General features: G+C 41.7%; 25 protein-coding genes, 1 tRNA gene and 3 pseudogenes. 12 read left to right on the forward strand and 17 right to left on the reverse strand.

Annotated features, from left to right (window positions below):
* Positions 1-174: 174 nt before the first annotated feature.
* Positions 175-1,503: an LCP family protein gene (locus tag B9G53_RS18710; protein WP_254923721.1), complete on the reverse strand. Its 1,329-nt coding sequence runs from the start codon at positions 1,501-1,503 to the stop codon at positions 175-177.
* A gap of 31 nt (positions 1,504-1,534) precedes the next feature.
* On the opposite strand from B9G53_RS18710, the gene B9G53_RS28635 reads away from it, so the two are divergent.
* From B9G53_RS28635 to B9G53_RS18730, 5 genes are all read left to right on the forward strand, one after another.
* The gene (locus tag B9G53_RS28635) at positions 1,535-1,729 is read left to right on the forward strand and encodes a hypothetical protein (protein ID WP_254923722.1); all 195 of its coding nucleotides are present in this window, start codon (positions 1,535-1,537) and stop codon (positions 1,727-1,729) included.
* A gap of 316 nt (positions 1,730-2,045) precedes the next feature.
* Positions 2,046-2,273, forward strand: coding sequence for a hypothetical protein (locus B9G53_RS18715; RefSeq protein ID WP_254923723.1), 228 nt, complete (start codon positions 2,046-2,048; stop codon positions 2,271-2,273).
* 47 nt (positions 2,274-2,320) lie between these two features.
* Positions 2,321-2,770, forward strand: a complete 450-nt coding sequence (locus tag B9G53_RS18720; RefSeq protein ID WP_094534993.1) for a DUF3531 family protein — start codon at positions 2,321-2,323, stop codon at positions 2,768-2,770.
* 56 nt (positions 2,771-2,826) lie between these two features.
* On the forward strand, positions 2,827-3,210 hold the full coding sequence (gene gloA / locus B9G53_RS18725; protein WP_094534994.1) for a lactoylglutathione lyase: 384 nt from the start codon (positions 2,827-2,829) through the stop codon (positions 3,208-3,210).
* 102 nt (positions 3,211-3,312) lie between these two features.
* Complete coding sequence (locus B9G53_RS18730; RefSeq protein WP_094534995.1) at positions 3,313-4,731, forward strand: hypothetical protein; 1,419 nt, start codon at positions 3,313-3,315, stop codon at positions 4,729-4,731.
* A gap of 188 nt (positions 4,732-4,919) precedes the next feature.
* Here B9G53_RS18730 and B9G53_RS18735 read toward each other — a convergent pair whose 3' ends face one another.
* The 5 genes and pseudogenes from B9G53_RS18735 to B9G53_RS18755 all read right to left on the reverse strand — a co-directional run bounded on the left by B9G53_RS18735 (position 4,920) and on the right by B9G53_RS18755 (position 8,983).
* Entirely contained in the window at positions 4,920-5,810 is an 891-nt protein-coding gene (locus tag B9G53_RS18735; RefSeq protein ID WP_094534996.1) for an ion channel, read from the reverse strand.
* A 179-nt stretch (positions 5,811-5,989) separates the two neighbouring features.
* Positions 5,990-6,202: pseudogene (locus tag B9G53_RS29145) on the reverse strand (type II toxin-antitoxin system HicA family toxin).
* A gap of 12 nt (positions 6,203-6,214) precedes the next feature.
* Positions 6,215-6,439 carry a type II toxin-antitoxin system HicB family antitoxin gene (locus B9G53_RS18745; protein WP_094534998.1) on the reverse strand — a complete coding sequence of 75 codons (225 nt, stop codon included), beginning with the start codon at positions 6,437-6,439 and terminating at the stop codon, positions 6,215-6,217.
* 251 nt (positions 6,440-6,690) lie between these two features.
* On the reverse strand, positions 6,691-7,443 hold the full coding sequence (locus B9G53_RS18750) for a GUN4 domain-containing protein (RefSeq protein WP_094534999.1): 753 nt from the start codon (positions 7,441-7,443) through the stop codon (positions 6,691-6,693).
* A gap of 4 nt (positions 7,444-7,447) precedes the next feature.
* The gene (locus tag B9G53_RS18755; RefSeq protein ID WP_094535000.1) at positions 7,448-8,983 is read right to left on the reverse strand and encodes an NACHT domain-containing NTPase; all 1,536 of its coding nucleotides are present in this window, start codon (positions 8,981-8,983) and stop codon (positions 7,448-7,450) included.
* 91 nt (positions 8,984-9,074) lie between these two features.
* On the opposite strand from B9G53_RS18755, the gene B9G53_RS18760 reads away from it, so the two are divergent.
* Both B9G53_RS18760 and B9G53_RS18765 read left to right on the forward strand, forming a co-directional pair.
* Positions 9,075-9,293 carry a hypothetical protein gene (locus B9G53_RS18760; RefSeq protein ID WP_094535001.1) on the forward strand — a complete coding sequence of 73 codons (219 nt, stop codon included), beginning with the start codon at positions 9,075-9,077 and terminating at the stop codon, positions 9,291-9,293.
* Positions 9,283-9,555, forward strand: a complete 273-nt coding sequence (locus B9G53_RS18765) for a type II toxin-antitoxin system mRNA interferase toxin, RelE/StbE family (RefSeq protein ID WP_254923724.1) — start codon at positions 9,283-9,285, stop codon at positions 9,553-9,555. Before B9G53_RS18760 ends, B9G53_RS18765 begins: the two co-directional genes overlap by 11 nt.
* Positions 9,556-9,763: 208 nt before the next feature.
* Here B9G53_RS18765 and psb28 read toward each other — a convergent pair whose 3' ends face one another.
* From psb28 to B9G53_RS18780, 3 genes are all read right to left on the reverse strand, one after another.
* The gene (psb28, locus tag B9G53_RS18770; RefSeq protein WP_094535002.1) at positions 9,764-10,105 is read right to left on the reverse strand and encodes a photosystem II reaction center protein Psb28; all 342 of its coding nucleotides are present in this window, start codon (positions 10,103-10,105) and stop codon (positions 9,764-9,766) included.
* A gap of 119 nt (positions 10,106-10,224) precedes the next feature.
* Positions 10,225-11,097: a formyltetrahydrofolate deformylase gene (gene purU, locus B9G53_RS18775; protein WP_094535003.1), complete on the reverse strand. Its 873-nt coding sequence runs from the start codon at positions 11,095-11,097 to the stop codon at positions 10,225-10,227.
* Positions 11,094-11,423 (reverse strand): MGMT family protein, encoded by a 330-nt coding sequence (locus tag B9G53_RS18780; protein WP_094535004.1) that lies wholly within the window; start codon positions 11,421-11,423, stop codon positions 11,094-11,096. Before B9G53_RS18780 ends, purU begins: the two co-directional genes overlap by 4 nt.
* A 207-nt stretch (positions 11,424-11,630) precedes the next feature.
* On the opposite strand from B9G53_RS18780, the gene B9G53_RS18785 reads away from it, so the two are divergent.
* Positions 11,631-11,864, forward strand: a complete 234-nt coding sequence (locus tag B9G53_RS18785) for an NIL domain-containing protein (RefSeq protein ID WP_254923729.1) — start codon at positions 11,631-11,633, stop codon at positions 11,862-11,864.
* A 212-nt stretch (positions 11,865-12,076) separates the two neighbouring features.
* On the opposite strand, the gene B9G53_RS18790 is transcribed toward B9G53_RS18785, so the two are convergent.
* Positions 12,077-12,718: a peroxiredoxin gene (locus tag B9G53_RS18790; protein ID WP_094535006.1), complete on the reverse strand. Its 642-nt coding sequence runs from the start codon at positions 12,716-12,718 to the stop codon at positions 12,077-12,079.
* Positions 12,719-12,956: 238 nt separating this feature from the next.
* Between B9G53_RS18790 and B9G53_RS18795 the strand changes: the two genes are divergently transcribed.
* Positions 12,957-13,038: transfer RNA gene (locus tag B9G53_RS18795), tRNA-Leu, on the forward strand.
* Between the two features lie 34 nt (positions 13,039-13,072).
* Here B9G53_RS18795 and B9G53_RS18800 read toward each other — a convergent pair.
* Together B9G53_RS18800 and B9G53_RS18805 are read right to left on the reverse strand one after the other, a co-directional pair.
* Entirely contained in the window at positions 13,073-13,750 is a 678-nt protein-coding gene (locus B9G53_RS18800) for an SAM-dependent methyltransferase (RefSeq protein ID WP_094535007.1), read from the reverse strand.
* 83 nt (positions 13,751-13,833) lie between these two features.
* Complete coding sequence (locus B9G53_RS18805) at positions 13,834-15,066, reverse strand: dicarboxylate/amino acid:cation symporter (RefSeq protein ID WP_094535008.1); 1,233 nt, start codon at positions 15,064-15,066, stop codon at positions 13,834-13,836.
* A 517-nt stretch (positions 15,067-15,583) separates the two neighbouring features.
* On the opposite strand from B9G53_RS18805, the gene B9G53_RS18810 reads away from it, so the two are divergent.
* Both B9G53_RS18810 and B9G53_RS18815 read left to right on the forward strand, forming a co-directional pair.
* Positions 15,584-16,405 carry a fumarylacetoacetate hydrolase family protein gene (locus B9G53_RS18810; RefSeq protein ID WP_094535009.1) on the forward strand — a complete coding sequence of 274 codons (822 nt, stop codon included), beginning with the start codon at positions 15,584-15,586 and terminating at the stop codon, positions 16,403-16,405.
* Between the two features lie 228 nt (positions 16,406-16,633).
* Complete coding sequence (locus tag B9G53_RS18815; protein ID WP_254923725.1) at positions 16,634-17,443, forward strand: COP23 domain-containing protein; 810 nt, start codon at positions 16,634-16,636, stop codon at positions 17,441-17,443.
* Between the two features lie 39 nt (positions 17,444-17,482).
* Here B9G53_RS18815 and B9G53_RS18820 read toward each other — a convergent pair whose 3' ends face one another.
* The gene (locus tag B9G53_RS18820) at positions 17,483-18,685 is read right to left on the reverse strand and encodes a phosphoglycerate kinase (protein ID WP_094535010.1); all 1,203 of its coding nucleotides are present in this window, start codon (positions 18,683-18,685) and stop codon (positions 17,483-17,485) included.
* 444 nt (positions 18,686-19,129) lie between these two features.
* Here B9G53_RS18820 and B9G53_RS18825 point away from each other — a divergent pair, with 444 nt between their 5' ends.
* Positions 19,130-21,478 carry a DUF1796 family putative cysteine peptidase gene (locus B9G53_RS18825; RefSeq protein WP_254923726.1) on the forward strand — a complete coding sequence of 783 codons (2,349 nt, stop codon included), beginning with the start codon at positions 19,130-19,132 and terminating at the stop codon, positions 21,476-21,478.
* A 310-nt stretch (positions 21,479-21,788) separates the two neighbouring features.
* Here B9G53_RS18825 and B9G53_RS18830 read toward each other — a convergent pair whose 3' ends face one another.
* The 4 genes and pseudogenes from B9G53_RS18830 to B9G53_RS18845 form a co-directional block, all read right to left on the reverse strand.
* Positions 21,789-22,211: a nuclear transport factor 2 family protein gene (locus B9G53_RS18830; RefSeq protein WP_094535011.1), complete on the reverse strand. Its 423-nt coding sequence runs from the start codon at positions 22,209-22,211 to the stop codon at positions 21,789-21,791.
* A gap of 82 nt (positions 22,212-22,293) precedes the next feature.
* On the reverse strand, positions 22,294-22,863 hold the full coding sequence (locus tag B9G53_RS18835) for a protein tyrosine phosphatase family protein (RefSeq protein ID WP_176453273.1): 570 nt from the start codon (positions 22,861-22,863) through the stop codon (positions 22,294-22,296).
* Positions 22,864-22,897: 34 nt separating this feature from the next.
* Positions 22,898-23,556: pseudogene (locus B9G53_RS18840) on the reverse strand (cupin domain-containing protein).
* 67 nt (positions 23,557-23,623) lie between these two features.
* Positions 23,624-23,801: pseudogene (locus tag B9G53_RS18845) on the reverse strand (IS5/IS1182 family transposase); the annotation flags it as partial.

Here is a 23,801-nt window from a genome sequence, read left to right on the forward strand (position 1 = left end):
CTCCTCTTCGGCTTCATATTTTAAAGTTTTTTTCTCCCACCTGCCAACGCTATTATTTGCTCCCTGCACCTGTTTCGTAATTGTTTTTCTCATTCCATTACGAGCGGAATGTGGGCTAACAAGAATGGTGATAGCTATAAAAAAAAGAGAGAAGGCTTTGCCTTCTCTCTTTTTTTAACGTTGTTTAGTTTGTGTCGGTTTAACAGGCTTCAAAGGAATATTATTTGCTTCCAGCCAGTCTTTCCCTACCCGAACCGTAATATCTGACTCGATATCACCCGTTGATTCGATTAAGACTTCACCAATCCCTAAAGCATCACGTAATTTCTCAGCACTTGCCTTATCTCCATTTTGAGCAATAATCTGGGTCTTCGCAAGCGGCTTAGACCAGCGATCGCTAGCCGCAAACACTTGAGCATAGCCAGACTTAGACAAAACAGTGGTGGCTTTCTTGGAGCCTTCGGGCTGAGACATACTATCTTGGATTGCAACTCTCAGAGTTTGTGGTGTACTGTCCTCAAGACTTGTATCGGCTCTCTTCATCACTCCAAAACTTTGGTTCATGATGGTGGCAAGCCGTCGATTATCTAAAATCCAGTAGCTCAGACTGTCAAATTCTCCAGGATTACTAAATCGCCCTGGAGCCATATGCATCTGGATGCTTTTGCGATCAATCTTGGATGTATAGCCAGCGAGGGCAAGTACTTCTTCCACAGAGAGATTGGTATCGATATTTTCTTTAACAATGGTCAGAACTTCAGGCAGCTTAGTGATCGCTTCAGGCTTAAGTTTTTGATCAATGAAAGCACGGAAAAATGCTTGCTGACGTTGTACCCGACCAATATCTCCGAGATCATCATGACGATAGCGCATATATTGAATTGCCTTGCTACCGTTTAATTTTTGTTGTCCCGCATTAAGGTTGATATACAGATGCTGGCTATCATCCTGATATTTCATCTTTTTCGGTACATACACATCAACGCCGCCCAGAGCGTCGATTAATTTACCAAAACCATTAACATTGAAACGGATATAGCGATCAATCGGGATATCTCCTAACAACTGACTAACAGTCTGAGCTGACAGAGATGCTCCACCTGCATAGTTGGCAAAGTTGATTTTTGTCTTGCCTATACCTTGAATATCGACGCGACTATCACGAGGAATTGATAAAACCGCAACCTTTTGAGTGGCAGGATCAAAACGGATCAACAACATTGCGTCACTCATGCCGTTGAGATTATCTTCGACTTCGGCTAAATATCTCCCTTTGGGCTTAGATTGAGCATCAGGTAAATCAGATGTGAGAATGATCGTTCCGAGTACCAAAATATTGACTGGACGAGTCAGCGTCGGTACACCTGCGATCGCTGAAGTCATGCCATCGGCGTTACGGTTAAATACGGCTGCTTCATCAGCAGATAATTGCCGTTGTTGAAAAGGTCTACTACTTAATACGAAAGCTAATCCTGCACCTAGTCCCCCTGACAACAGCGCCACAAATAACACTATAAAAAGTGTCCATTTGTGTTTGAATGAAGCCGTTTTGGGCTTAGACGACTTATTAGACAAACCAGACTTACCTAAATTGATGGGATTTGTTGCCACAGGTAGGGAATACTCCTCACGACTGAACGTTTGCTTCAGCGATCGCCCACCCATGAGCAAAGATGGGACTCAACACATTGCTTACAATTTACTCAAGAACTTCGCACAGGGTTCTTAAGTCTTTTAGACTAATTTGCATTTAACTTTAGCACTGTATCGTAACTTATCGTTACAAACTGCTAAACATCTTACAAGAGTAGTAGAAAGTACTCGTTATGCAAATTGTTTGGATGGATGATACTACATATTCTGAGATTTGGAGAATCATCAAAAACGAAAGAATTTAAGATCGGCAATCGTAACCCACTATCGCAAGCCCCAAAGACTTACTCTGGCATGAATTCAGATTAAAAAACGATAAGCTAATGAAAATTGTGGAGAGTGCAGAACGATGGTGATAACTTTCAAAGATTTTGATCAAGTTAATGATGTTTATGTCTCAAGAAGAATTTCAGAAACAAGTACTAGAATCGCTTGCAGAGTTAAAAACTGATGTCGAGAGGCTAGACGCAAGCATTGAAAAGTCAGACGATAAATTTGATACCTACAGACAAGCAACGCAATCATTAGTTAACTTGGCATTTGGACTAATTGCCAGTGCCACTAATCACAGTGGTATCCGCAGTTTTCAAAAGATAGTTGGGCGCGATCGCCTAAACTAGTATCGACATGTTGTTATCGAGATTTTTGAAAGATCTACAAGTTGATTATGGAAGTTAGATTTCGAGAATGTGATTGGTTCGACTTATGGATCTGGATCAAGTTTAGTGAAATTCCATCTCAGCAAGAAAAACAACTGTTAGACGAAGTATTTAACTCTTGGTTTCTACTGGGTAAACTAGGCGGTTTCAATGCTTGTAATATGCAGGTGCTGGAATCTGGCGTGGATGTTAGCTATTTTGACTATGACAACCAAGCCGCCGATGACGAGATGATGTCAGTTATGCATAATATGACTGACCTAGAGTACGAAAATGAATGGGCAAGATGTTGGGTTGATCTAGGCACAACTGATGCGATCGCGATCGATACCTTAGTAAATGCCTTGCGCCAGTTTGATAAAGAATATGTCGCGATCGAAGAAGTAATTATCGGCGGACAAAACTCTGACTGGCTAGTTGAGCCTAAGAGCTTAGATGATGAAGATTATGATCGTTAAAATGTTAGAGAGATGCAAAGCATATCTCTAACAAAAAACTTTAGAGGAAAACTAAAATGCGTGTTTTACATACAATGGTTCGAGTTGGTGATCTAGAGCGATCGCTTGATTTTTATAGCAACGTCCTCGGTATGAAGATCCTGCGCCGCAAAGACTATCCTGATGGGCGCTTTACCCTTGCTTTCGTGGGCTATGGCGATGAATCAAGCAATGCCGTCATCGAGCTAACCCATAACTGGGATACAAAAGCCTATGAGATTGGCACTGGCTACGGGCATATTGCTTTGGGCATGGAAAATATTTATACCGCTTGTGAAGCCATTCGTGAGAAAGGTGGCAAAATCACCCGTGAACCTGGCCCCATGAAGCATGGCACAACGGAAATAGCCTTTGTCGAAGATCCCGACGGTTATAAAATCGAGTTAATTCAACTCAAATAATTTCAATAGGTGCTTTGCGCTAACTGAACTTAATATTTGAGTTTGAGATATAAGAGATATAAATTGTTATAAGCTGTATAGCTGCACACAAGTAGCCTAGTCATGCGTAGACCCCGATATACAACTTCTTGGCAATCCAAGCGCAAATCTTGGTTGCGAAATACCCTACTTCTGCTCCTGATTGGTTTGCCACTGCTATTAATTTTGGCGGAACTGATCGCACGAGGAGCGGTTTTAGCAACAGGTAGTACCAACCAACTCAGCCCCAACAAAACTGTCGCGATCGCCCAGTCCTACGCCTTTAAGTTGCAGGACTCTAATGGTAATAACTATCCAGGATTACCAGATGCAGGGCAACTCCATATAAAACGCAGTCCGTTATTGGGTTATGAATTGCTGCCCAGTCAAAGTAGTGATTATTGGCAAATCAATGATCAGGGCTTCCGTCAAGATTCATCAGTACCTATTGACAAGCCTGCTAACGAGATCCGCGTGTTTTTGGTTGGTAGTTCTACCGCTTTTACCAATATGGCGGAAAAGAACCAAAAGGCTTTGGCTTTTAAGATCGAAAAATTGCTTAACGATCGCGTCCGCGCTCAAAATAGCAATCCCGAAAAGTTTAAGCCCAAGGAAATTCCCTACTTTGCCGATCAAATTGAAGCAATGCGCGCATTGCCACCACGTATTCGTGACGGTAGCTATCGAGTGATTGCGGCGGCGGCTCCTGGTTATAACTCTGGCAATGAATTAGCGCTGCTATCCCATAAGGTCAGTGCCTATAGTCCCAATGCGCTGCTCATCCTTGATGGCTACGAAGATTTGCGATCGCCTAGCAATCAGGCTGCTCGCGAAATCGGGAACGTTGAGCAGATGTTACGTGATCCCCTTGCCCAATATCGCCAACATCAAACCCAACAATTTAATAACTGGCTAAATTCGTTATATCTAGTTAAAGCATGGCAAAAATGGGTAGTTCCCGCCGATATCACCACTTTTAGCTCTGAATATCAAGTTTTTAATGCTGAGCAGCTAAGCAAAGATCCTAAAGAAATTCAAAAAAGGGTTGAGCGCTATCTTTACAATACTCAGCAAATGACGAGGCTAGCTAACAATATTCCTGCTTTGATCATTCTTCAGCCTGAAATCACAGGCAAGCAAAAGTCCTTAACTAAGGAAGAAGAAGGTATTCTGAAATCTCTAGGCAAAGATTATAGCGATCGCATCACGAATGCTTACAAGATCGCGGAGCAAGCTCTGAGCAATAGTCCCCTTAAGCCTAAATTTGTCAATTTCTATCAGCTATTTCAAAATACGAACCAACAGGCTTTCATCGATCCGATTCATCTCACGGAAGCCGCCAATGATCTGTTAGCACAGAAATTGTATGACAGCACTGAGCAACTGTTTTTGGTTCAGCCTGCTCCAAATGCGCTGAATGGAGATGTTGAGCCACAGCCAATACCACCTCAGCCCGTCCTACCTACTCCAGCAACGAGCCAGACTCCTGCACCTACTAATTAGAAAGTGGCGGCGCGAAGCGCCGCCACTTTCTTTTTGTTTTTGTCTCAATATCGCTGATTAATGGAATTACTATTACTTACATCATCAAACTGTCGCCAGTCTTGTTAGGACATAAAACCCAAGAAGCGATTGGCGGCGCTTCGCGCCGCCAATCGCTTCTTGGGTTTTGATTTTGCAAGTGACTACGGCTATAAAACTGCTGTTGTCTCATGAAAATGAGTGTAATCAAGATAGCGATGTCCATCCTTTCCTATAGAGATTACATCAACAAAACGTCGGTTAAACAGGAGAGTCTGAGCGGCATAAAAATGACGAGCATGGATCGTTCCTTCGATGGTTTCATCGACTCCTGTAAGTGAAACTAGAATTTGAGCATGTAATCGTTCCATTGTTTCCAGAGTCAATCCATATAGAGGACTGATTTGATCAATGGGATGCATCACCGTCCAAGACAGTAAAAACACAGGAGAATGATCGCGAACTAACTTCAATTCATGTAATCGTCGCATCATTTGACCTTCGGATGTGATTTCATCAATCATCAGATAAACTCTCAACTTTGCTTCGAGGATGTTGTTTCGGCGTTCGTTGGCTGTGCGAAACATGAGAGTGGGAATACCATTGTAGTCATGAATCGTTGCTACCCGACTAAACATCACACGGGAGGAGGATTTGGCAAATCTGGTGAAGGCAATCCCTGTAATCACGGCAAATAACATTAAGCTAGCGATTGATTCTAAGGTGACTATTAGATTGGCATAGAGTGTTTGCGGATTCATGACTCCATAGCCAATGGAAGCAAGTGTTTGCACACTAAAGAAAAAAGCCTCTAAAAAGCCTACTTCCTTTACACCCGCGATCGCATTGCCGTCGATTAAATAAAGCAGAGCAAAGATGGCATTGAGAAAGATATCAATGATGACAACGATCGCTAAAAATCCAATCCAAGGAATTGTGAGTAAGAGATGATAGGGATCACGGAAATAGGATAACCAAGAGTTTCCGCCAACAACCTGAAGCACTCCATCCCGTTGTTCGAGTTTAATTAAAGAACGGTGGAACTTACGCTTGATTCTCATCTGACCATGCCTCCATAGCATCTACGGGAATAATGGGAATTATAGAAGTAAAACCATGTCTCGAAAACCACGCGAACTCAAAACTGGCTATTGCTATCACGTTGGTTCAAGGAAAAAGTAGAAAGTAAAAAGTAAAATTTTTTTTGTATTGCCGAATACTAAATACTAAATTCTCTTCGCTATAAATTTTCTGGTTTTAGTCCTGTTTTCTTAGCAATGCGAGCAAGCATTTTTGTCCCAATTTCATCACTGTCTCAGAAGGCAAAAACATAATCTTCCCAACCTTCGCGCTCTAAAATTTTGTGAGATCCTGTCTGACGTTTGACTTTCCACCCAATCTTTTCTAGAGCAGATAACACTTTTCTTGCTTTTGCTGATGACCACTGACTCATTTGATCGTTTCTCTATGCTGCAACAAATTCAAAACTCGTCAAACCAAGAGCCATTTCTCCGTGTTCTAATTTGTCAGCGATTACTCTCAAAGCTAGAGCTTGAGCTTTAGTTATTGCCTGCTGTTCTGTATTGCCATAGACAAGAACTCCTGAAATTTCTAGAACTTCTGCAATCCAGCGATTATCGTCTTCTTGTTCGGTTTCGATGGTGAAGTGATTAGAAATGGGTTTTAGCATGATGTTTCAAGGAAAATGATGGTTGTCATTCTAGCAAAAAGATTAAGTAGCGTAGGGAAGGAAAAAGTAGAAAGTAAAAATTTCTTTTTATATTAACTAACCATACTGAAAAAATCTCAATTTATCCACATCTTATTTTTTCCTTTTTCCTTGATCTGACAGGTAACGGATTTCGGAAAAGCTCATTATGTCGTAGCTAATTGTCGGTTTATAAATCTTAATGGAAGTATGAAACGTTTACGTTCTAAATTTCACAAGTCTCGATGCGAGAAAAGAAGTATCACTCTCCTCCGCTCTGCCCGCTCCCCTACTCTCATAGGGAGGTGTCCCTTTACATTCATAAAATTTATATTAAAAAATTCATTGGAATAGTTCAACCATTTACCCTCGTTTTTCCATGCTATGCGATCGCAAAACTTATCCCAAGCCTCTGAACTTGGCAAACTAAAATCAAGCTTACCACCACACTCGACATAAATTTGCTTCTGAACGCTAAAGCCATAAAGTCCATTGCTATGTTTTACCCACAAGCGATCTATTGCCAATAGATCATCATAAGGGAAGTTGAGTAAATCATCTGCATCTAGCCATTGAGTTGATTCCTTGCCCACCGCACTCAGCATTAATCTATCAGTTTCCCGATCCGCGTTTTCCCATTCCTTTGACTTGAGATAAGTTTCTAATTGCTCATAGCGCTTATCGATAACTAACTTTTCAAGGGATTTCAAAATATCAGCCTTATTAGTTTGGCGATAGATCAGATCTACGAGATCTCGATTATCAAGATCGACTAGCTTTTGAATGAGTCGATTTGGATTTGGAGTCAGGCTGGTATAAAACAAAATCGTATCCTTCCATGCGTTTAAGCTTAACTTCTCAAATAGCAAAGCCTCACCGACTTCTTTACCTTCTTCATTTAAATGGACAAGTTCTGAAGCGGCTAAAAATTCCTGAAAGCTCAAATGGGAAAACTGATAGATTTTTTCATCTCTCCTGACTAGCATCTCACTAAATATCTACCATTTGCGCTAAAAACTGTTCCACATTGACTTCACTATCAAACTTATCTAAACCAATCTTCAACTTACTTAACAAATCAGCGTGATGAATTTGTTTAAAACCGTCTTCGCGATCATTGGTAGCCCGTTTCATCATCTCTAGCGCCACAAATTGCAGCACTTCTTGACGCTGATTGGTGGATTTAAGTAATAATTCGATTTTTCTTAAACTAGGTCTGCGGTTTAGCTGTAGCTCACAAATGCCTTGATATAGATCCACTTTGCGCTGTGGTAGCTTTGCGCCTAGTTCATCCCGATGATAGCGCACCATCATATTTAACAAGAGCGCATTACCCGCGATCGCGTCAAGTTCTGGACGCTCTTTTATTTGGGCTAATAGTGATTTCGCCTTGGTTTTAGCGGCGCGTTCCACATCTCTGCCAGAACGCCCACCTCTAGCCATAATTTCTTGGCACAAATACCACTGCTCGACAAACTTTTGACGTTGTTCTTGATCAAATTTTTCAATCCAAAAACTTGATGATGGCTTCTGAGCAGTGTAGTTTTCTCGGTATGCAGTTGGGCGTGAAGTGACGATAAAAACTGACTTGCGATATTTCTGCATCGCCGTACTTAGCCACTCGCTGACCTTTCCTCTTTCCGAAATTGGTATTTCATCAAATCCATCAAACATCACCAATGCTTGACCTTCTCTGAGCAAGTTTAACACCCAATCTGGCAGCGCAACTAGATCTTGATCTTCTAGCAATTTATTAACGTGATCGTTGGTTAAAAATTCTGGCAAAGTTGGCGGATTGTCTTGCGAGAGAGTCTGATAGCAACCTGCTAAATAAATTAGAAAGGGAACGAACTTAGGAGCGTTATATTTCCCATAGGCGCGAGCGCTGTAAACAAATGAGAGATGCTTTAATAGGGTGGTTTTGCCAAAGCCGCCCCATGCATGAATGGCAATTTGTTTTAATTTTGGTCTGTTTTGACTGTTTCGCAGTAAATCCCAAATTTGGGTAGTCTTATAATCTTCTAATGATTCGTGGCGATCATAACCTGCTTCTTTAGCATTAACCGTCAATCGCAAAGGTACAAAAATCTCTTGCAAGACAGGATAGTTATCAAATCCCTCTATTTCTCTAATCCCAACCGCCCGATCTTCATGGCAAGCAAGTTTTTGTTCTTCGAGATATTTCGACTCAAAATCAGATAGTTGTGAGGCGGCTGATTTTAACGCTCCATTTTGTGATGATTTTGCCGCCAATTTTTTTTGTAAATGTTCCATTCCTTCCAAAAAGTGATCAGCATCTTCAGCCCCTTTCTTTGCCAACGTCTCTTTTAATCGCTCCAAAAAGTTTTTGACATAAGCCCCAAAAACACCCAAAATCGCAGCTAGGACAAAACAAGTTAAGGCGATCGCCGCCATTACCCAGTCTTGCTTAATCAAATAATTAATGAATAATCCACCAGTGCCGCCCAAAGACGACCAACTTAAAATTTTCCGCAGTTTTAATGGTGTTTCTGGCTCTTGAGTCATGGTGCTTAGGGCGATCGCATTATAAACCAAATAAAATTTTAAGCTAATATGCTAGAAAGTATGAAGTCAAACAATTAATTGATTCAATCCTATGCAAACATCAACAGTCGGAAGCATCTTAGAAGCCATCTCTGTTCTTGATCCTGACGATCAACTCTTCGTCACTGACATTCTCAATAAAAGAATGATCGAGATCCGCCGCAATCAAATTTTAGCTAGAGCCAAAGAAGCGGAAGAGAACTATAAAAATGGCAATACCCAAACAGTTACAGTCGCAGAACTAATGATGTTGAGTTCCGATGATGATTGAACTGATTCTAAACGAGTCATTTTTACGAATTTTAAAAAAGTGGCGCAAAAAACATCCCGAACTCGTCGAGCGATTTCAACAAAAACTTACTCTCTTTACTGATGAGCCGTTTCATCCTTCACTAAAAACACACAGTTTGAGTGGTAATTTTGCTGGATATTGGGCAATTAGTATCAATTATGAACATCGACTAATCTTTAAATTTCTATCCGACACCAAAGTTTTGTTAATCGATCTTGGTACTCATGATGATGTTTATTAAACTCAATACGCTCTTGAGTCATGATGTTTGTGGCGATCTCATCTCACGCATTGTAACCCCACAAAATTAAAATGCTAAGCAAGAAAAGGCGATCGCGCAATTCCCAAACATCTTCGTAGAGGGTTTGCATCTGCGACACCATCTCCAAGACTCACCACAGCAAATCTTTATCTGCAAATGCAAAACCCTCTTCGCTTTAAAGCTTCATTTAGGCTTTATTTAAACTCATCCCATTGGACTCAGCATAACGATTCATAAATCTCAGAAAACGTTCCCAATCACGTTCACCCTCAATTTTATGAATTGCTTCAATTCCTGCTGATTTACCATTGATGAATTTAGCGTTGACATTGCGCGTCACCATTTCGCCTTCTTCATCAATCATATACATTCCCAATATCTCATTATTGTTAGCATTCTCGCCACTCATGCAATTAGGTGAATCGAAGATAAACACCGCAACACTCGTATCTCCATCCTTAGAGCGCGTAATTTTTACATCCGTGGCTTCTTCATCAATGCCGATCGCCAACTGTATTTTTGCTGTCATTTTTTAAAACCTTGATCTAAAACTTTGAATAAGACTTTTTTAAAAGCATATTTGTATTAACATAACCCAAAATTAACACCCATTCACCGCAAAGGTGTAGCTTTGAGCCAGCTTAGTTGTTAATCAAATACGACAGTTCGCAACCCCAAGCCTGAACTTGCCGATTGTCCATAAATTAATACACGGTTTTGTAAATGTTGTCTGACAGCTCTGGCTAAGACAATACGCTCTAAATCTTTACCTTTGCGAATCAGATCCGTAACCGAATCACGATGCGAAACTCGAATGACATCCTGTTCGATAATTGGGCCCTCATCTAACTCTTCAGTCACATAATGAGCCGTTGCACCGATAATTTTGACACCACGCTTATAGGCGCGATGATAGGGATTTGCACCCGCAAAGGCTGGTAAAAATGAATGGTGAATATTAATAACTTGCGAGAACTGAGAGAGAAAGTCTGGACTCAGAACCTGCATATATTTTGCAAGAACCACTAAATCAATCTTGTATTGTTTAAGTAACGCAAGTTGCTGTTTTTCTTGCTCCAACTTATTTTCTGGCGCGATCGCCATGTGATGGTAATTAATGCCAAAGTTATGGGCGACTTTTTCTAAATCTGGATGATTGCTAATCACCACAGGGATCGTCGCTGAGAGTTCGTGCGATCGCTGCCGTAAAATCAAATCGTACAAGCAATGATCCTGCTTAGAGACAAAAATGGCAATCCGACGCACATAATCAGAAAACTGAATACTCCATTTAGCATTAATTTCAGTTGCTAATTTTTCAAAGGTCGGCGTAATTTCTGACCTTGCTAAATCGAAGTTCTCCAAGTCCCACTCAACACGCATCAAAAACAATCCCGCCGTACTATCCGCATGTTGATCCGCATGGAGAATATTGCCCCCATGGGAAAATACCCAGTCCGAAATTTTTGCCACTAAGCCTTTTTGGTCAGGACAGGAAACAAGTAAAGTCGCAGTAGTCATAAATTAGGTTGCCATAGATATTTTCGCAGATCGATTTTACCTGCATCATTAAAGCTAATTCCTTCACTTTCAAGTAGCGATCGCTGCAAATAGTCTGTACCAAACCGCAAAGGCGAAATAGAAATCTCCCCCTTCGCATTAACCACACGCTGCCAAGGAATATCCGAACTTTTCATGTCAACTCGATAGAGGGCATAGCCAACTAAACGCGCTTTTCCTGCCAAACTTGCAAGTTCAGCGACCTGTCCATAGGTAGCCACAAATCCTTGAGGAATTTGCCGCACAATTTCATAAATACGATTATAAGTTGTGGTATTACTACCCATGGCGGTTGCCTATCGTGTAAATTTATACTCTTTATAGATTTAGTGACTTGAATCACTTCCATTTCCGTAAAACTTTAGCTACTATGGTAAATGTCAAAACATTAAGACATTTGCACTGGAGATACTTCAATGCTAGCGGCGGAATGCATCGATTCCAGAGCTACCGTAAATTTAGAGGAAAAGCGCCGAACGACGACACGCATAGCTATGCGTGTTCCGAGAAGCTGCTATGGAGAGCCTATAATTTCTCGCCTCTCTTGTGAACACGGTTTAATCGTGACTATTATTGCCGCACTTCTAGGCGAAAGTCCAGAAGATGATGGCTGGTTCACGTTAGAACTAACTGGAACAACTCAACAAATTCAAAGTGGAATTATTTATCTAGAAGAGCTAGATTTAGAAATTTGGGATAAAACGGCTGTCGAAGACGAAAGCTGGTAAACACTGAGAAAAGAGAGAGCTTGCTAAGCAAGCTCTCTCTTAATAACCAATTAAATAGAAAGTTTTATTTATACTAAAAAGAAATGTGGCACACCACATTTCTTTTTAGTATGGTGGTTACTCATTGAGTACACACTCATTAGATAACCCAAAATCAATCCCAGTAAGGGTTTTAAAAACACAAAATAGCTACGCCATTTTGTGTTTTGGTATTACTTGTTAGGCTGAGGAGTTAGACGTAAGTAAGGCTTAATAGGGTTAAAGCCTTTTGGAAACTTGGTCTTAGCTTCTTCGTTAGAAATTGAAGGGACAATCACGCAATCATCGCCATCTTTCCAGTTGGCAGGTGTCGCAACGCTGTAGTTGTCGGTCAATTGCAATGAATCAATTACACGTAGAATTTCATCAAAGTTGCGACCTGTGCTAGCAGGGTAGGTCAAGCTAAGGCGCAGTTTTTTGTTGGAGTCAATAATAAAAACCGATCGCACAGTCAAGGTGTTACCTGTTGCCGAGTTAGGGTGAATCATGTCATAAAGTTCTGACACTTTCTTATCTTCGTCAGCCAAAATCGGGTAGTTAAGGGTAGCGCCTTGAGTTTCTTCGATATCGCCAACCCAGCCTTTGTGGGATTCAACGCCATCGACGCTCAAAGCGATCGCCTTGATATTGCGCTTATCAAATTCTGGCTTGAGCTTAGCTACGGTTCCAAGTTCGGTGGTGCAAACAGGGGTGAAATCTTTGGGGTGAGAAAATAGAATTGCCCATTTATCGCCGATCCACTCATGGAAGTTGATCACACCTTCGGTGGAGTCTTGAGTAAAATCAGGTACGGTATCGCCTAAACGCAGTGTCATAGTTTTAAGGTCAGTGTTCTTTGTTACAAATCTAAGATACAAGATTACAGGAAAAATCGCTAGCCCTATAGAGCGGTATTCCCATCGCTTTACTGTAGATTATGACATAAAACTGATAAATTATTGACATTGTGCAATCTTTACAGGACACTTAATAACTGCCAGTTAGATACTTTTGCAATCTAAACTCGTCAGCTAAAAGTTAACAACTAATAGCAAAATCTCAAAAATACCAATCGCGGAACTGGCGGAATTGGTAGACGCGCATGTTTCAGGTACATGTGTTGAAAGACTTGGGGGTTCAAGTCCCCCGTTCCGCATTAATCAATAAAAAAGTTCGCATTGCGAGCTTTTTTATTGTCGAAAAATAATCGCCTGATTGCCACCTTTTTGTAATTCATAGCTCACTTGCATAATTTCTGAGCTAATACCTTCTTTGGCTAAGATGCTACAAACTTCATCAATGTAAGGCGATCGCGCTTGAGCCAAATTTAATAATGGGAAAACCCGCACTTCTTCTGCGATGCGACATAGTTCGCGGATTGATTCTAAATGGAATTCAAAACTAAGATGTTCGGAATAGAGAAATAGAAAATGTGAACATAGGGCAAGTTGAAATTGCTTGTCTTGAAAATCTAGTTTGGGTAGTTCGGCATTGAGATATCTACCTTCAATTTTGCCGCGATCATAATCTTCAAGAAATAGAGCGATCGCCTTCTCACGATTTGCGCGTAAATCTTCAGGAGATTTGTGATAGCTCCAGACCCAGTTATTTGGTGTATTGCGAACTTGTTCGATAATGGTGTCTACGCAAGCATCAAAGCGACTTTTAATTTCTGAGCCAGTAAACTGATAAATCGGATCGATCGAGGTAACTTGATAACCAGCGGCAGTCATTTCCGCATTAAAGCTTGCTGGTCCGTCACCGATGCCAACTATGGATTTAAGGCGATCGCCTTCTGACAGTGCAAACATCAACTCATATTCAGCCTTAGAACGTCCAAACGGAACAATGTGATCTAAAATCATCATGATTTATTGCCTATAGTTTTGTCTGATTTTATCTTGTTGCTTTCGGCAAAATCAAAACTGCTATAGCGATCGCTTCAGATTATTCAGTTAGCAGGCATTTGTTCTATTTCATGTGTTTGTTCTACTTCCCAATGACTGAGAATAATGGCGTTAACACTATTGCCAATAATATTAACAACAGTTTTAAACCCATCGGTGAGTCGATCAATTCCTGCAACTAAAGCGATCGCTTCTAAAGGCAATCCTGAAGCTGAAAGCACAGTTGCCATCGTGATCAGGGCTGAGCCGGGGACTCCGGGTGTACTAAAGGAAACCAACAAACTACTAACAGCGATCGCCGTTAATAGGGAAGGCGTTAAGGGAACTTGATAAATTTGGGCGACAAATAAGCCATTAAATCCTTGTAAAATTGCTGCACCATCACGCTTAAGGGCAGTTCCTAAAGGAATGGCAAAACTGGCGATTTCTTCACGTAGTCCATAATTCTCTTGAATATTTTGTAATACCACTGGCAATGCGGCATTAGAACTAGCTGTTCCAAATGCTAGGGCGATCGCTTCCGAAAGACTACGCAGGAATCTTAAAGGATCAGCTTTGAGAATAAACAGAGCCAGCATATCTAAACAAATCATGATCGAAGAAGCAATCACTAAACCCAAAACATAGAGAAATAGTTTAGCAACTAGTTCTAATCCTTGAGTGGCGATCGTAGAACTCATCAGGGCAAATACACCTAAGGGTGCAACATACAAAATTATGGATAAAGTCTTTTCACTAATGTGATAGATACTTTCAATAAATTCGACAAAGGGTTTGGCTTTATCCTTAGCAAGTTGGACTCCTATTCCTAATAAAACTGCCGAAAAAATGATTTGTAGTAGATTGCCTGTACTGAGAGATTCTAATGGATTGACAGGAATTAAGCTAACTAACCAAGATATGAGAGAAGGGGCTTCCGTAACACTAATACTTTCAGACACAGAGAAGCCTGTCACACCACTACCAGGCTGCAAAAAATAGGCTGTCCCTATGCCCACACAAAGTGCTATTGAGCTAGTAATCAAATAACTGGTCATTAACTTGACTGTATATCTGCCAACTTGTCCTGCTCCTTGAATTCGGGTTAATCCCATAATTAAAGAAGAAAAAACAATGGGAACGACCACAAACTGAATCAGTCTTAAAAAGGATTCACCAACTGGAGCTAAAAAACTTTGATTAATTATTTCAATATTCTGAGGGAAAGTCGTATTTAATAAAGTTCCAAAAGCAACTCCAAAGGCTAGCGAAACTAAGATAAATGTAGATAGATTCATATTCCAATTTACTAATGTAAAAACTGTTAATTAGCTAAGCATAAATAAGGTTAAAACCTAGAAGCTTGTGCTGCTCGCTACGCGGGCAGCATAAGCTCTAGGTTTAGGTTTTAAATATACTGAACTACTTATAGATAACTTGCAGTTGTATATCTGAAACTAACTTAGTAAGACCACCAAGAAAGTCCAAAATGAACTGCGATCGCAGCTTACTCTTAACTTAGGGCTTCGGCGTAAAACAGAGAACCGATTTTTGATGGCGTAGCTTCGCCGCACCATCAAAAATTAAATTGCAGAACCCCTAGGAAATATCTGCAATGCGCTATCACACCTTCCTACAGCAATTACCGATCAAACGAACCACAAGAGATTTTCTGAAAGTGTTGCAAAGCAACACTTTCAGAAAATCTCTTGGTTTGGGTTTGAGCGCAAAGCGCTGTAGGTTTATGATGGTGATTGCTATATAATCAAGGCTGCTAGGTTGCCCCTCTTAATATTTAGATACAAATAAGATGCTATGGCGGATCGTTATGTTCGCGTGAAAACTTCCCAAGGGGAAGTCTGTTACGGGCTGTTAGAGTTGAATCAATCTATAAAGCTACTCAATACAGCACCTTGGCTGGGAGGGGAGCCAAATGGAGAATTACTTGCACCAGATACTTATCAACTTTTAGCTCCCTGTGAACCGAGCAAGATTGTTGCTGTAGGTAAAAACTATTCTGCTCATGCTGCGGAAATGGGTGGAGAAGTCCCAAAAGAGCCAATTATATTTTTAAAGCCGACCACGACAATTATCGCGCCTGACGCAGAAATAGCCTTGCCACCACAGTCTCATCGGGTGGAATATGAAGGTGAGCTAGCTTTAGTGATTGGCTCAAAGTGTTTTAATCTCACACCTAAACAGGCGATCGCTACTATTTGGGGCTACACGATCGCCAACGATGTGACGGCAAGGGATCTCCAAAGAAGCGATAGTCAATGGACTAGGGGTAAGGGTTTTGATACTTTCTGTCCCTTGGGTCCGTGGATTGTGCGCGAAATCAGTCCTACTGCGATGTTGCAAACCTTTGTAAATGATACTAAAAAGCCTTTTCAGGCTGCCTCAATCGAGGAAATGGTGTTTTCACCAGATTACATCGTTTCCTACATTAGCCAAATTATGACTTTACTGCCTGGGGATATTATTCTTACGGGTACGCCTGAAGGTGTTGGCCCGATGCAAGAAGGCGATCGCATTTATATCGAAATCGAGGGCATTGGCAAATTGCAAAACACAGTAATCTTGCGATCGCCTTTACCGTCTGACGAAGAAATTGAAGAAAGCGAAATTGATGACTAACTAAAAAAGGCGTTGCGTAGCAACGCCTTTTTTACATTTGGTTTTTATTTTTGGTGGGAACATATTTTTTGAACATCAGGTCATACAACAATAGAAAGATCTAAAGATCTATAGTTAGAATCAGTAGAAGTGAAGCGCAATCTCATAGGCGAACCACGCAAGAGTCACAAAATATATCTGGGGGGACGCTTTGATTTGTTTACCAATCCTCACACACCCGCTAATCCTATGAAATACTCAACCCAAAATTTACCAAATTTTTTGCGAAAGCAATTTGGCTACTTATCGGCGATCGCCCTTAGTTTGCCTCTAGTCGCGATGCCTAGTTTCGCTCAGATTATCCCTGTGGAGACCAGCCCTAGCTCAAATCCCTCAACGCTTCCCTCCGAAAATCCCAACGACAAAGCTGCTAATCCTACGGACAACAAAACGGCTCGTTTTAGCTGTCAAGCGCGTGATGGTCAGTATATTGTGGTTTATCAACCTAAGAGTCAACCCCAAAAATATTTCCCTTGGGCTGCTCCTAGCCTCATGGGCGATGGTTGGTCGCCTGAAAGACGTTGCAATGAAATTAGTCGTCGTTTAGAGTCCTATCGTCCCGATGGTTTGCTAGAAATGCGAACCAGTACTGAAAACGGCTATAACGTGATCTGTGCTACCACTGATAAAAATTCGGCTTGTCGGATTGTGTTGACCGTACCTAATGGTCAAGATCCGATCGCCACTCGCGATCAGGTGTTTGGCAATCTCGCTACGGCTGATAGCGGTCAACAAACCACGGCTGTGAATACTTATCGCGGACGCGATCGCTCTTTAAATGACATCACTGGTGATCTTGGTTTAGGCATTGATCTTAGAGGAATTAATGGTGTCCTTGGTTCAGTGCTATCACCAAGCCGCACGGTATCCAATGTACGTAGTGGCAACTTGTACTTGAAGCCATTCCTTGATCCTAGTGATGGTGGCACTGGGGCAAGTCTGGCTAACAATGGCTTTACTAGTGGCGGTAGACGACTCAATCCCGATAATTTCCGTTAAAAAAAGGGGCGCGATGCGCCCCTTTTTTTAACGGAAATACTAAGCTTCGTTCAAAGCAGCGATACCAGGTAAGATTTTGCCTTCAAGCAATTCTAAGCTTGCACCACCACCAGTGGAGATGTGGCTCATCTTGTCAGCAACACCAACCTTCTCAACCGCAGCTACAGAGTCGCCGCCGCCGATGATGGTGATTGTGCCAGTGGCTGTCAGATCGGCAAGAGTATGCGCGATCGCTTCAGTACCAACCGCAAACTTATCAAACTCAAATACGCCCATAGGACCATTCCAGATTGCAGATTTGCAATTTGAAAGCGCCTCTTGGAATACCTTTACGGAGTCAGGTCCAATATCCAAGCCCATCCAACCATCAGGAATATTGTCAATGCTAACGGTTTGAGCATTGGCATCGGGTTTGAAGTTATCAGCTACAACTACATCAGTAGGCAGCAAGAACTTGACACCACGCTCTGCGGCTTTCTTTTCAAGAGCGCGAGCTAGGTCTAGCTTGTCTTCTTCAACGAGAGACTTACCAACACTCAAGCCACGAGCTTTGTAGAAGGTGAAGATCATGCCGCCGCCGAGCAACAAATAATCAACCTTATCGAGCAAGGTTTCGATAACGCCGATCTTGCTAGAAACCTTAGAACCACCAACGATCGCTGCTAAAGGACGCTTAGGATTATCGATCGCACCGCTCAAATATTGCAATTCTTTATCAAGTAAGAAACCAGCAACTGAGGTGCTGATGTACTTGGTTACGCCTTCAGTTGAGGCATGGGCGCGGTGAGCAGTACCAAAGGCATCATTTACATAAATGTCAGCCAAAGATGCTAGTTTTTTGGCAAATTCAGGATCGTTCTTTTCTTCTTCAGGATAAAAACGCACATTTTCTAACAAAGCGACATCGCCATTGTTGAGAGCATTAACTTGAGCCGCAACTGCTTCACCAATGCAATCATCGGTTTTGACAACTGGCTGACCAAGTAACTCCGATAAACGTACTGCTACAGGATTGAGGCGGAGGCTTTCGGTAACACCCTTAGGTCTGCCGAAGTGACTGGTGAGGATTACGCGAGCGCCAGCTTCGGTGAGGTATTTAATGGTTGGTAATGCGGCGCGAATACGGGTATCGTCAGTAATTTTGCCAGTTTCGTCTTGAGGAACGTTAAAATCAACTCTTACTAAAACTTTTTTGCCTGCCAATTCCGCCGCAGTCAAACTTGCAAGACTTTTCTTCGCCATAAAATTTTTATACTCGTAGTATATAAAGTTGCTTTTTTACAATGTCTTAATAATTTTACCGAATTCCGTCCAGTTTAAAACTCCAAAAAATAAGAGACAGCTCTTTGTGCTACCACTTATTTTCTGGCGACGAAATTGAATTATCATGACGCTGTAATTTAATAAGAAACCGATTTTTGATGGTGCGGCTTTGCCGCACCATCAAAAATCGGTTTCTTATTTTGTTGTTCTCCAATTTTGAGCAATCAATAACGATATTTCTGGATAGCTAGCTGTAGTTTCTAAAACAGACTTAAAACCTAATGAGTGATAGATTCTAAGACAGTTCAAACCTGAGGCGATCGCCCTAAATACTTAATGATTGTTATAGCTATAGCCGATCTTGTTTAAGACAGCCACCCCCATTGATGAGATGTTGCTCGAAGCAACATCTCATCAATGGGGGTGGGACTTGCCTTAAGACAAGTAGCTACAGTAGGCAGAACTAATCAAGTCCTATCCACAGAAGACATTTCTATGTATCGATTTCAGGTAAAAGCTCCCACTCAAAGTGGGGAAATGATTGGTATGGTCGGTTCGATTCCTCAATTGGGATCGTGGGACATTAAAAAATATTTACCTTTGCGTACATCAGGCGATCGCTACCCAATTTGGTGGGTAGATGTAGAAATTGATCCGTTAACCTTGCCTGACTCTGAAGCAAAAATTGAGTATAAATATGTACGAGTTGCAGCCAATGGCAAAACTGAATGGGAATGTGAAAATGATGCTAATCGATGGGTTCCGATTGAGCTAGATCATATTAATTCCTCAACCTCGACAATTATTGTGGATGATCAAGCTTTTGGTTATATTCCTGCATATCCCTATGGATATTTGGAAAAGGCGATTGCCTTAGCTCCAGACTCAAAATCAGCAATCCCCTCACCAGATAGACTCAAAGTATTAGTCATCGGTAGTTCTGTGGCGATGGGGTGTAGTGCTTGGCTGCTCAAAGGTTGGGCAAGTCATCTAAGACAAGCTTTGCAAGAAAAATATGGGCATCAACTGGTCAATCGATCACAATTGGGGGCAAATGTCACCAGCACGATTGAACGCTTTACTTCGGTTGTTGCGCCTGAAAAACCAGATGTAGTGATCATTTCTCTTTCCTTGGGAAATGAAGGACTAGCTTATTGTCGTCCGCATGATCGCCGAGCAGTGCAGCGTCGCTTTGAGAGTGGGTTACTGCAATTAATCAAGATGACTCAAGATTTAGGTGCATTACCTATTATTGGTGGTCTATATCCTCATGGAGACTATACCCCCGAACATGCGTGGTTGCTACGCGATACTCACCATCACATGTTGAAGTGGGGAGTGCCTATGCTTGACTGGCTCGATGTATTGGACAATGGCTATGGAGGATGGAAACCTGACCTATCTCTAGATGTGGCTCATCCCAATACCAAAGGGCATGAGCTAATGTTTCAAGCGATTAATCTCAACATTTTCCAGATTGATCGCGTTCAGCGATCGCAATCCCAGACACTAATATCACATCCTAGCAAAATAGCCGAGATTTCTATTTATGAAGATAAATATGGATTTCAAGTGTTTGCTAACCCTGAAGCTCAGACTTTGAGAATTATCAATAAGTCTGAATATACTTACAATATCACTCCTACTTGGAAGGAATTACAAGAAGCTCTGAAGCGCAAGGCTGGCTTAACCTTTGGTACATCCTATGTCTCTAAAAATGATGAGTTGGGTTTAGTTCCATTGCTATCAGTTGAGTTTAATGGATCAATTGAGAATACAGTTAAGATTCCGATTGGAGTCGATCTGCAATATTGCTCGGCTCTCAAGTTTTTTGCTCCTCAAAATGCAGAAATTCTTTACTATGATGGACATCTCGGCATTCTCAAAGAAGGCGATCGCACGATTCGGATTATCAATGAGTCTGAAGAAGAATATAACATCCATCCGATGTGGAAAGAAATTCGGTCTGCTCTAGCAGCCATGCCTGCGGGAGTTTATCACGATCCCGCCAATCCAGAAGCACCATTTCGGACAATGATGATTGGCGAGCAAGGTTTAGAGAGTCGAGTCAAAGCGCCTGTCAAATCGACAATGTTGCTCAAATACAAATGTAAACTGTCAGAAATTAATCGCATAGCCATTTTGCCATTAGGCGATCGCTGCGCGGCGAGAATGCTCCTATATAAAATGGAATATGATGGGCCAGCGTTTCCCTTTGATTTGGCGCGTTCCACAAATCTAGGTGATGTGTCAGATATGGTAATGAATGATTTCCAAGACATGTGGAACCCTGAATATCTTCATTACAATATTGAAGAAGGAAGAGTCTATCATTCTAAATGGTCTGGACTGTCCTTTGGGCATGAAGTCGAAGATACAGATGATCCTGCAAATAATATGCAGCCGATTCATGAAAGAATGCGGGTTCGCTATTCAGCGCGGGCAAAGAGATTTTTATACACACTCGAACATTGTGATGAAGTCTTATTTGTGCGTACTGGCGTAACTAATCGTGACTATGTGCTAGATCTGATCGAAAAGCTAACGATTAAATGCAAGGGCAAGCCATTCCGAGTGCTTCTTCTTTCTAAGCAAACATCTGATGAGTTTGCGAATATTCCCAATTTACTCCATTACGATCTCCACTTCAGTCCCGACTGGATGTATGACAACCAAGACTATTGGATGGAATGTACTAAAACGATGAAGGAGATCCTCGAATCTCTTGGCATATCTAGTCAAAATCTATTCTGGTGTCCACCAAATCCGTAAACGAAAAAGCCGCACTGAGCGCGGCTTTTTCGTTTACAGCACTTACCGCTGATGTTACGTGGAAGGAATTCTTGCGATGGCGAAAGTCTAGGGCTGGCACGGGGGCGCAGCCCCTACAAGATCTAAGATTTACAGGTAGGGGCAATCCCCCCGTGGTTGCCCTGCTTCGCTACCAGCAAGAGATTCATCATCTGAGTTCCACGTAACATCAGTTACCGATCAAACTAACCATGAAGATTTTTGAAAGTGTTGCAAAGCAACACTTTCAAAAATCTTCATGGTTTGGATTTAAGCGCAAAGCGCTGTAAATTTAACGTTCCCAACGAAACTTGCGATCACTTTCTTGGATAGCTAAGTCGTTAATGCTAGCAAAGCGGCGCATCATCAAGCCATTTTCCGCGAATTCCCAATTTTCATTACCATAGGCACGATACCAATTACCTGCTTCGTCATGGTATTCATACTCAAATCGCACCGCAATGCGATTATCCATAAAACACCAAAGTTCCTTTCTCAATCGATAGTCTAGTTCTTTTGCCCATTTACGTTTGAGAAATTCTCTAATCTCATCGCGTCCATTTACAAATTCGTTACGATTGCGCCATTCAGAATCTTCAGTATAGGCAAGTGCTACTCGTTCAGGATCGCGAGTATTCCAAGCATTTTCCGCAGCTTGGATTTTGGCTTTGGCAGTTTCTAGGGTAAATGGAGGAAGAGGTGGTTTAGTTTCCATAGTTTTTAGGATTTAGTTAATAGTTAATTTACAGCGCTTTGCGCTCAAATTCAAACCAAGAAAATTTTTAAAAGCATTGCTTTTAAAAATTTTCTTGAGGTTCGCTTGCTCGGAAGTTACTGTGATTAGAAGCGATCGCAGTTTCAATGAATTGCTGCCAAGTAGCATTGGGTTCCCAGATGGTTTTCATGGCTGAATAAGCTTCTGAGGCAGGGACTCCCATCTTCAAATGACGATAGAGATACATAAATGCAGATACGCGCATATTCATCGCACAATGAACAAAAATAGGTTTGTCCTTATGATTTTCCATTACATCGCAAAACTGATTAAAGTCTGCCATTGTCGGACTATCCCAAACTACGGGGATGTTAATATAATTTATTCCCAAACTAGTCGCGATCGCTTGTTCCTCTGGCAGAGCATTGGAAGCAGTTGGCGGAGCTAAATTGAGAACAGTTTTATATCCTGCTTGACTAATTAATTCCAGATCTGTGGCGGTTGGTTGACCACTTGTAGCTAATTTGTCCGAAATATATCGGTAGTTAAGGATATCCTCAATCCCTTTTTTAGGACTTAGACGCGATCGCACTATCTGCCATATCGAGCGACCATATAGAACGATGTTAGACAGAATACTTTGCGTTTTCATATCTTTAAAAGCAACGATAAAAACAGAAAATAGATTAGCTCAGATGCCCTACTTTGACATAAATCAGACAGCCTGATTTGCTAAACGGCATATGCCGACTGCCACTAGGATTCCGCAGCCAAGTCCCTTTAGGATAAGCACCAAACTCATCCTCAAAGACTCCATCCACCACAAAGATTTCTTCGCCGCCTAAATGCATATGAGGCTGAAAGTAAGTACCCGCATCCCATTCCATTTTACGAGGGCAACATTCTCGGTTCCATAGCTATGCAGAGGCATTACTTGTAACCCCTTGACTAAGCCATTAGCCCAAGGCGATTCCTTTGTGGCGATCGCTACTCGTTGTTGATCATCGGGATGCATTTGCCAAAGTTTGACTAAAATCGTGCAACCCTCTTTGCTAAAAGGCGTATGGGTTGAGCCCACAGGATTACGAATATAGGTTCCCGCAGGATAGTTGCCATACTCATCGGAGAAAATGCCCTCTAAGACCAAAAACTCTTCGCCGCCACCGTGGGTATGCGCTGAGAAATGACTGTCAGGAGCATAACGGACGATAGAGGTTGCCCTTGCGACTTCTTCGCCATCTCGTTCGAGCATTCGGCGCTGAACACCAATCATAGGGGAATCCACCCAATCAAGGGATTCACTTTCGACGACAACACGCTGGCTCAAATCTACATGGAGTTTCATAATTATGAGTGGCTTTGTTGCATGAATAAAAAGAAGACAAAAGATATAGGAGCTTTAGGATAGATAATTAACGAGTAACAGGACAGGAGAGAGGTTTAGCGAGTTGAATCATGCGATTAAGTGCTGCACATTTGATGAACAACTCGACCGCCTGATTGTCAAATTTACGGGAACATAAAGTACCACCAAATATCTTTTTGAAACGAAACATCGTGGTTTCTGCTAAAGAACGTCGATGATAACCT

Source organism: Pseudanabaena sp. SR411 (assembly GCF_002251945.1).
GTDB lineage: Bacteria > Cyanobacteriota > Cyanobacteriia > Pseudanabaenales > Pseudanabaenaceae > Pseudanabaena.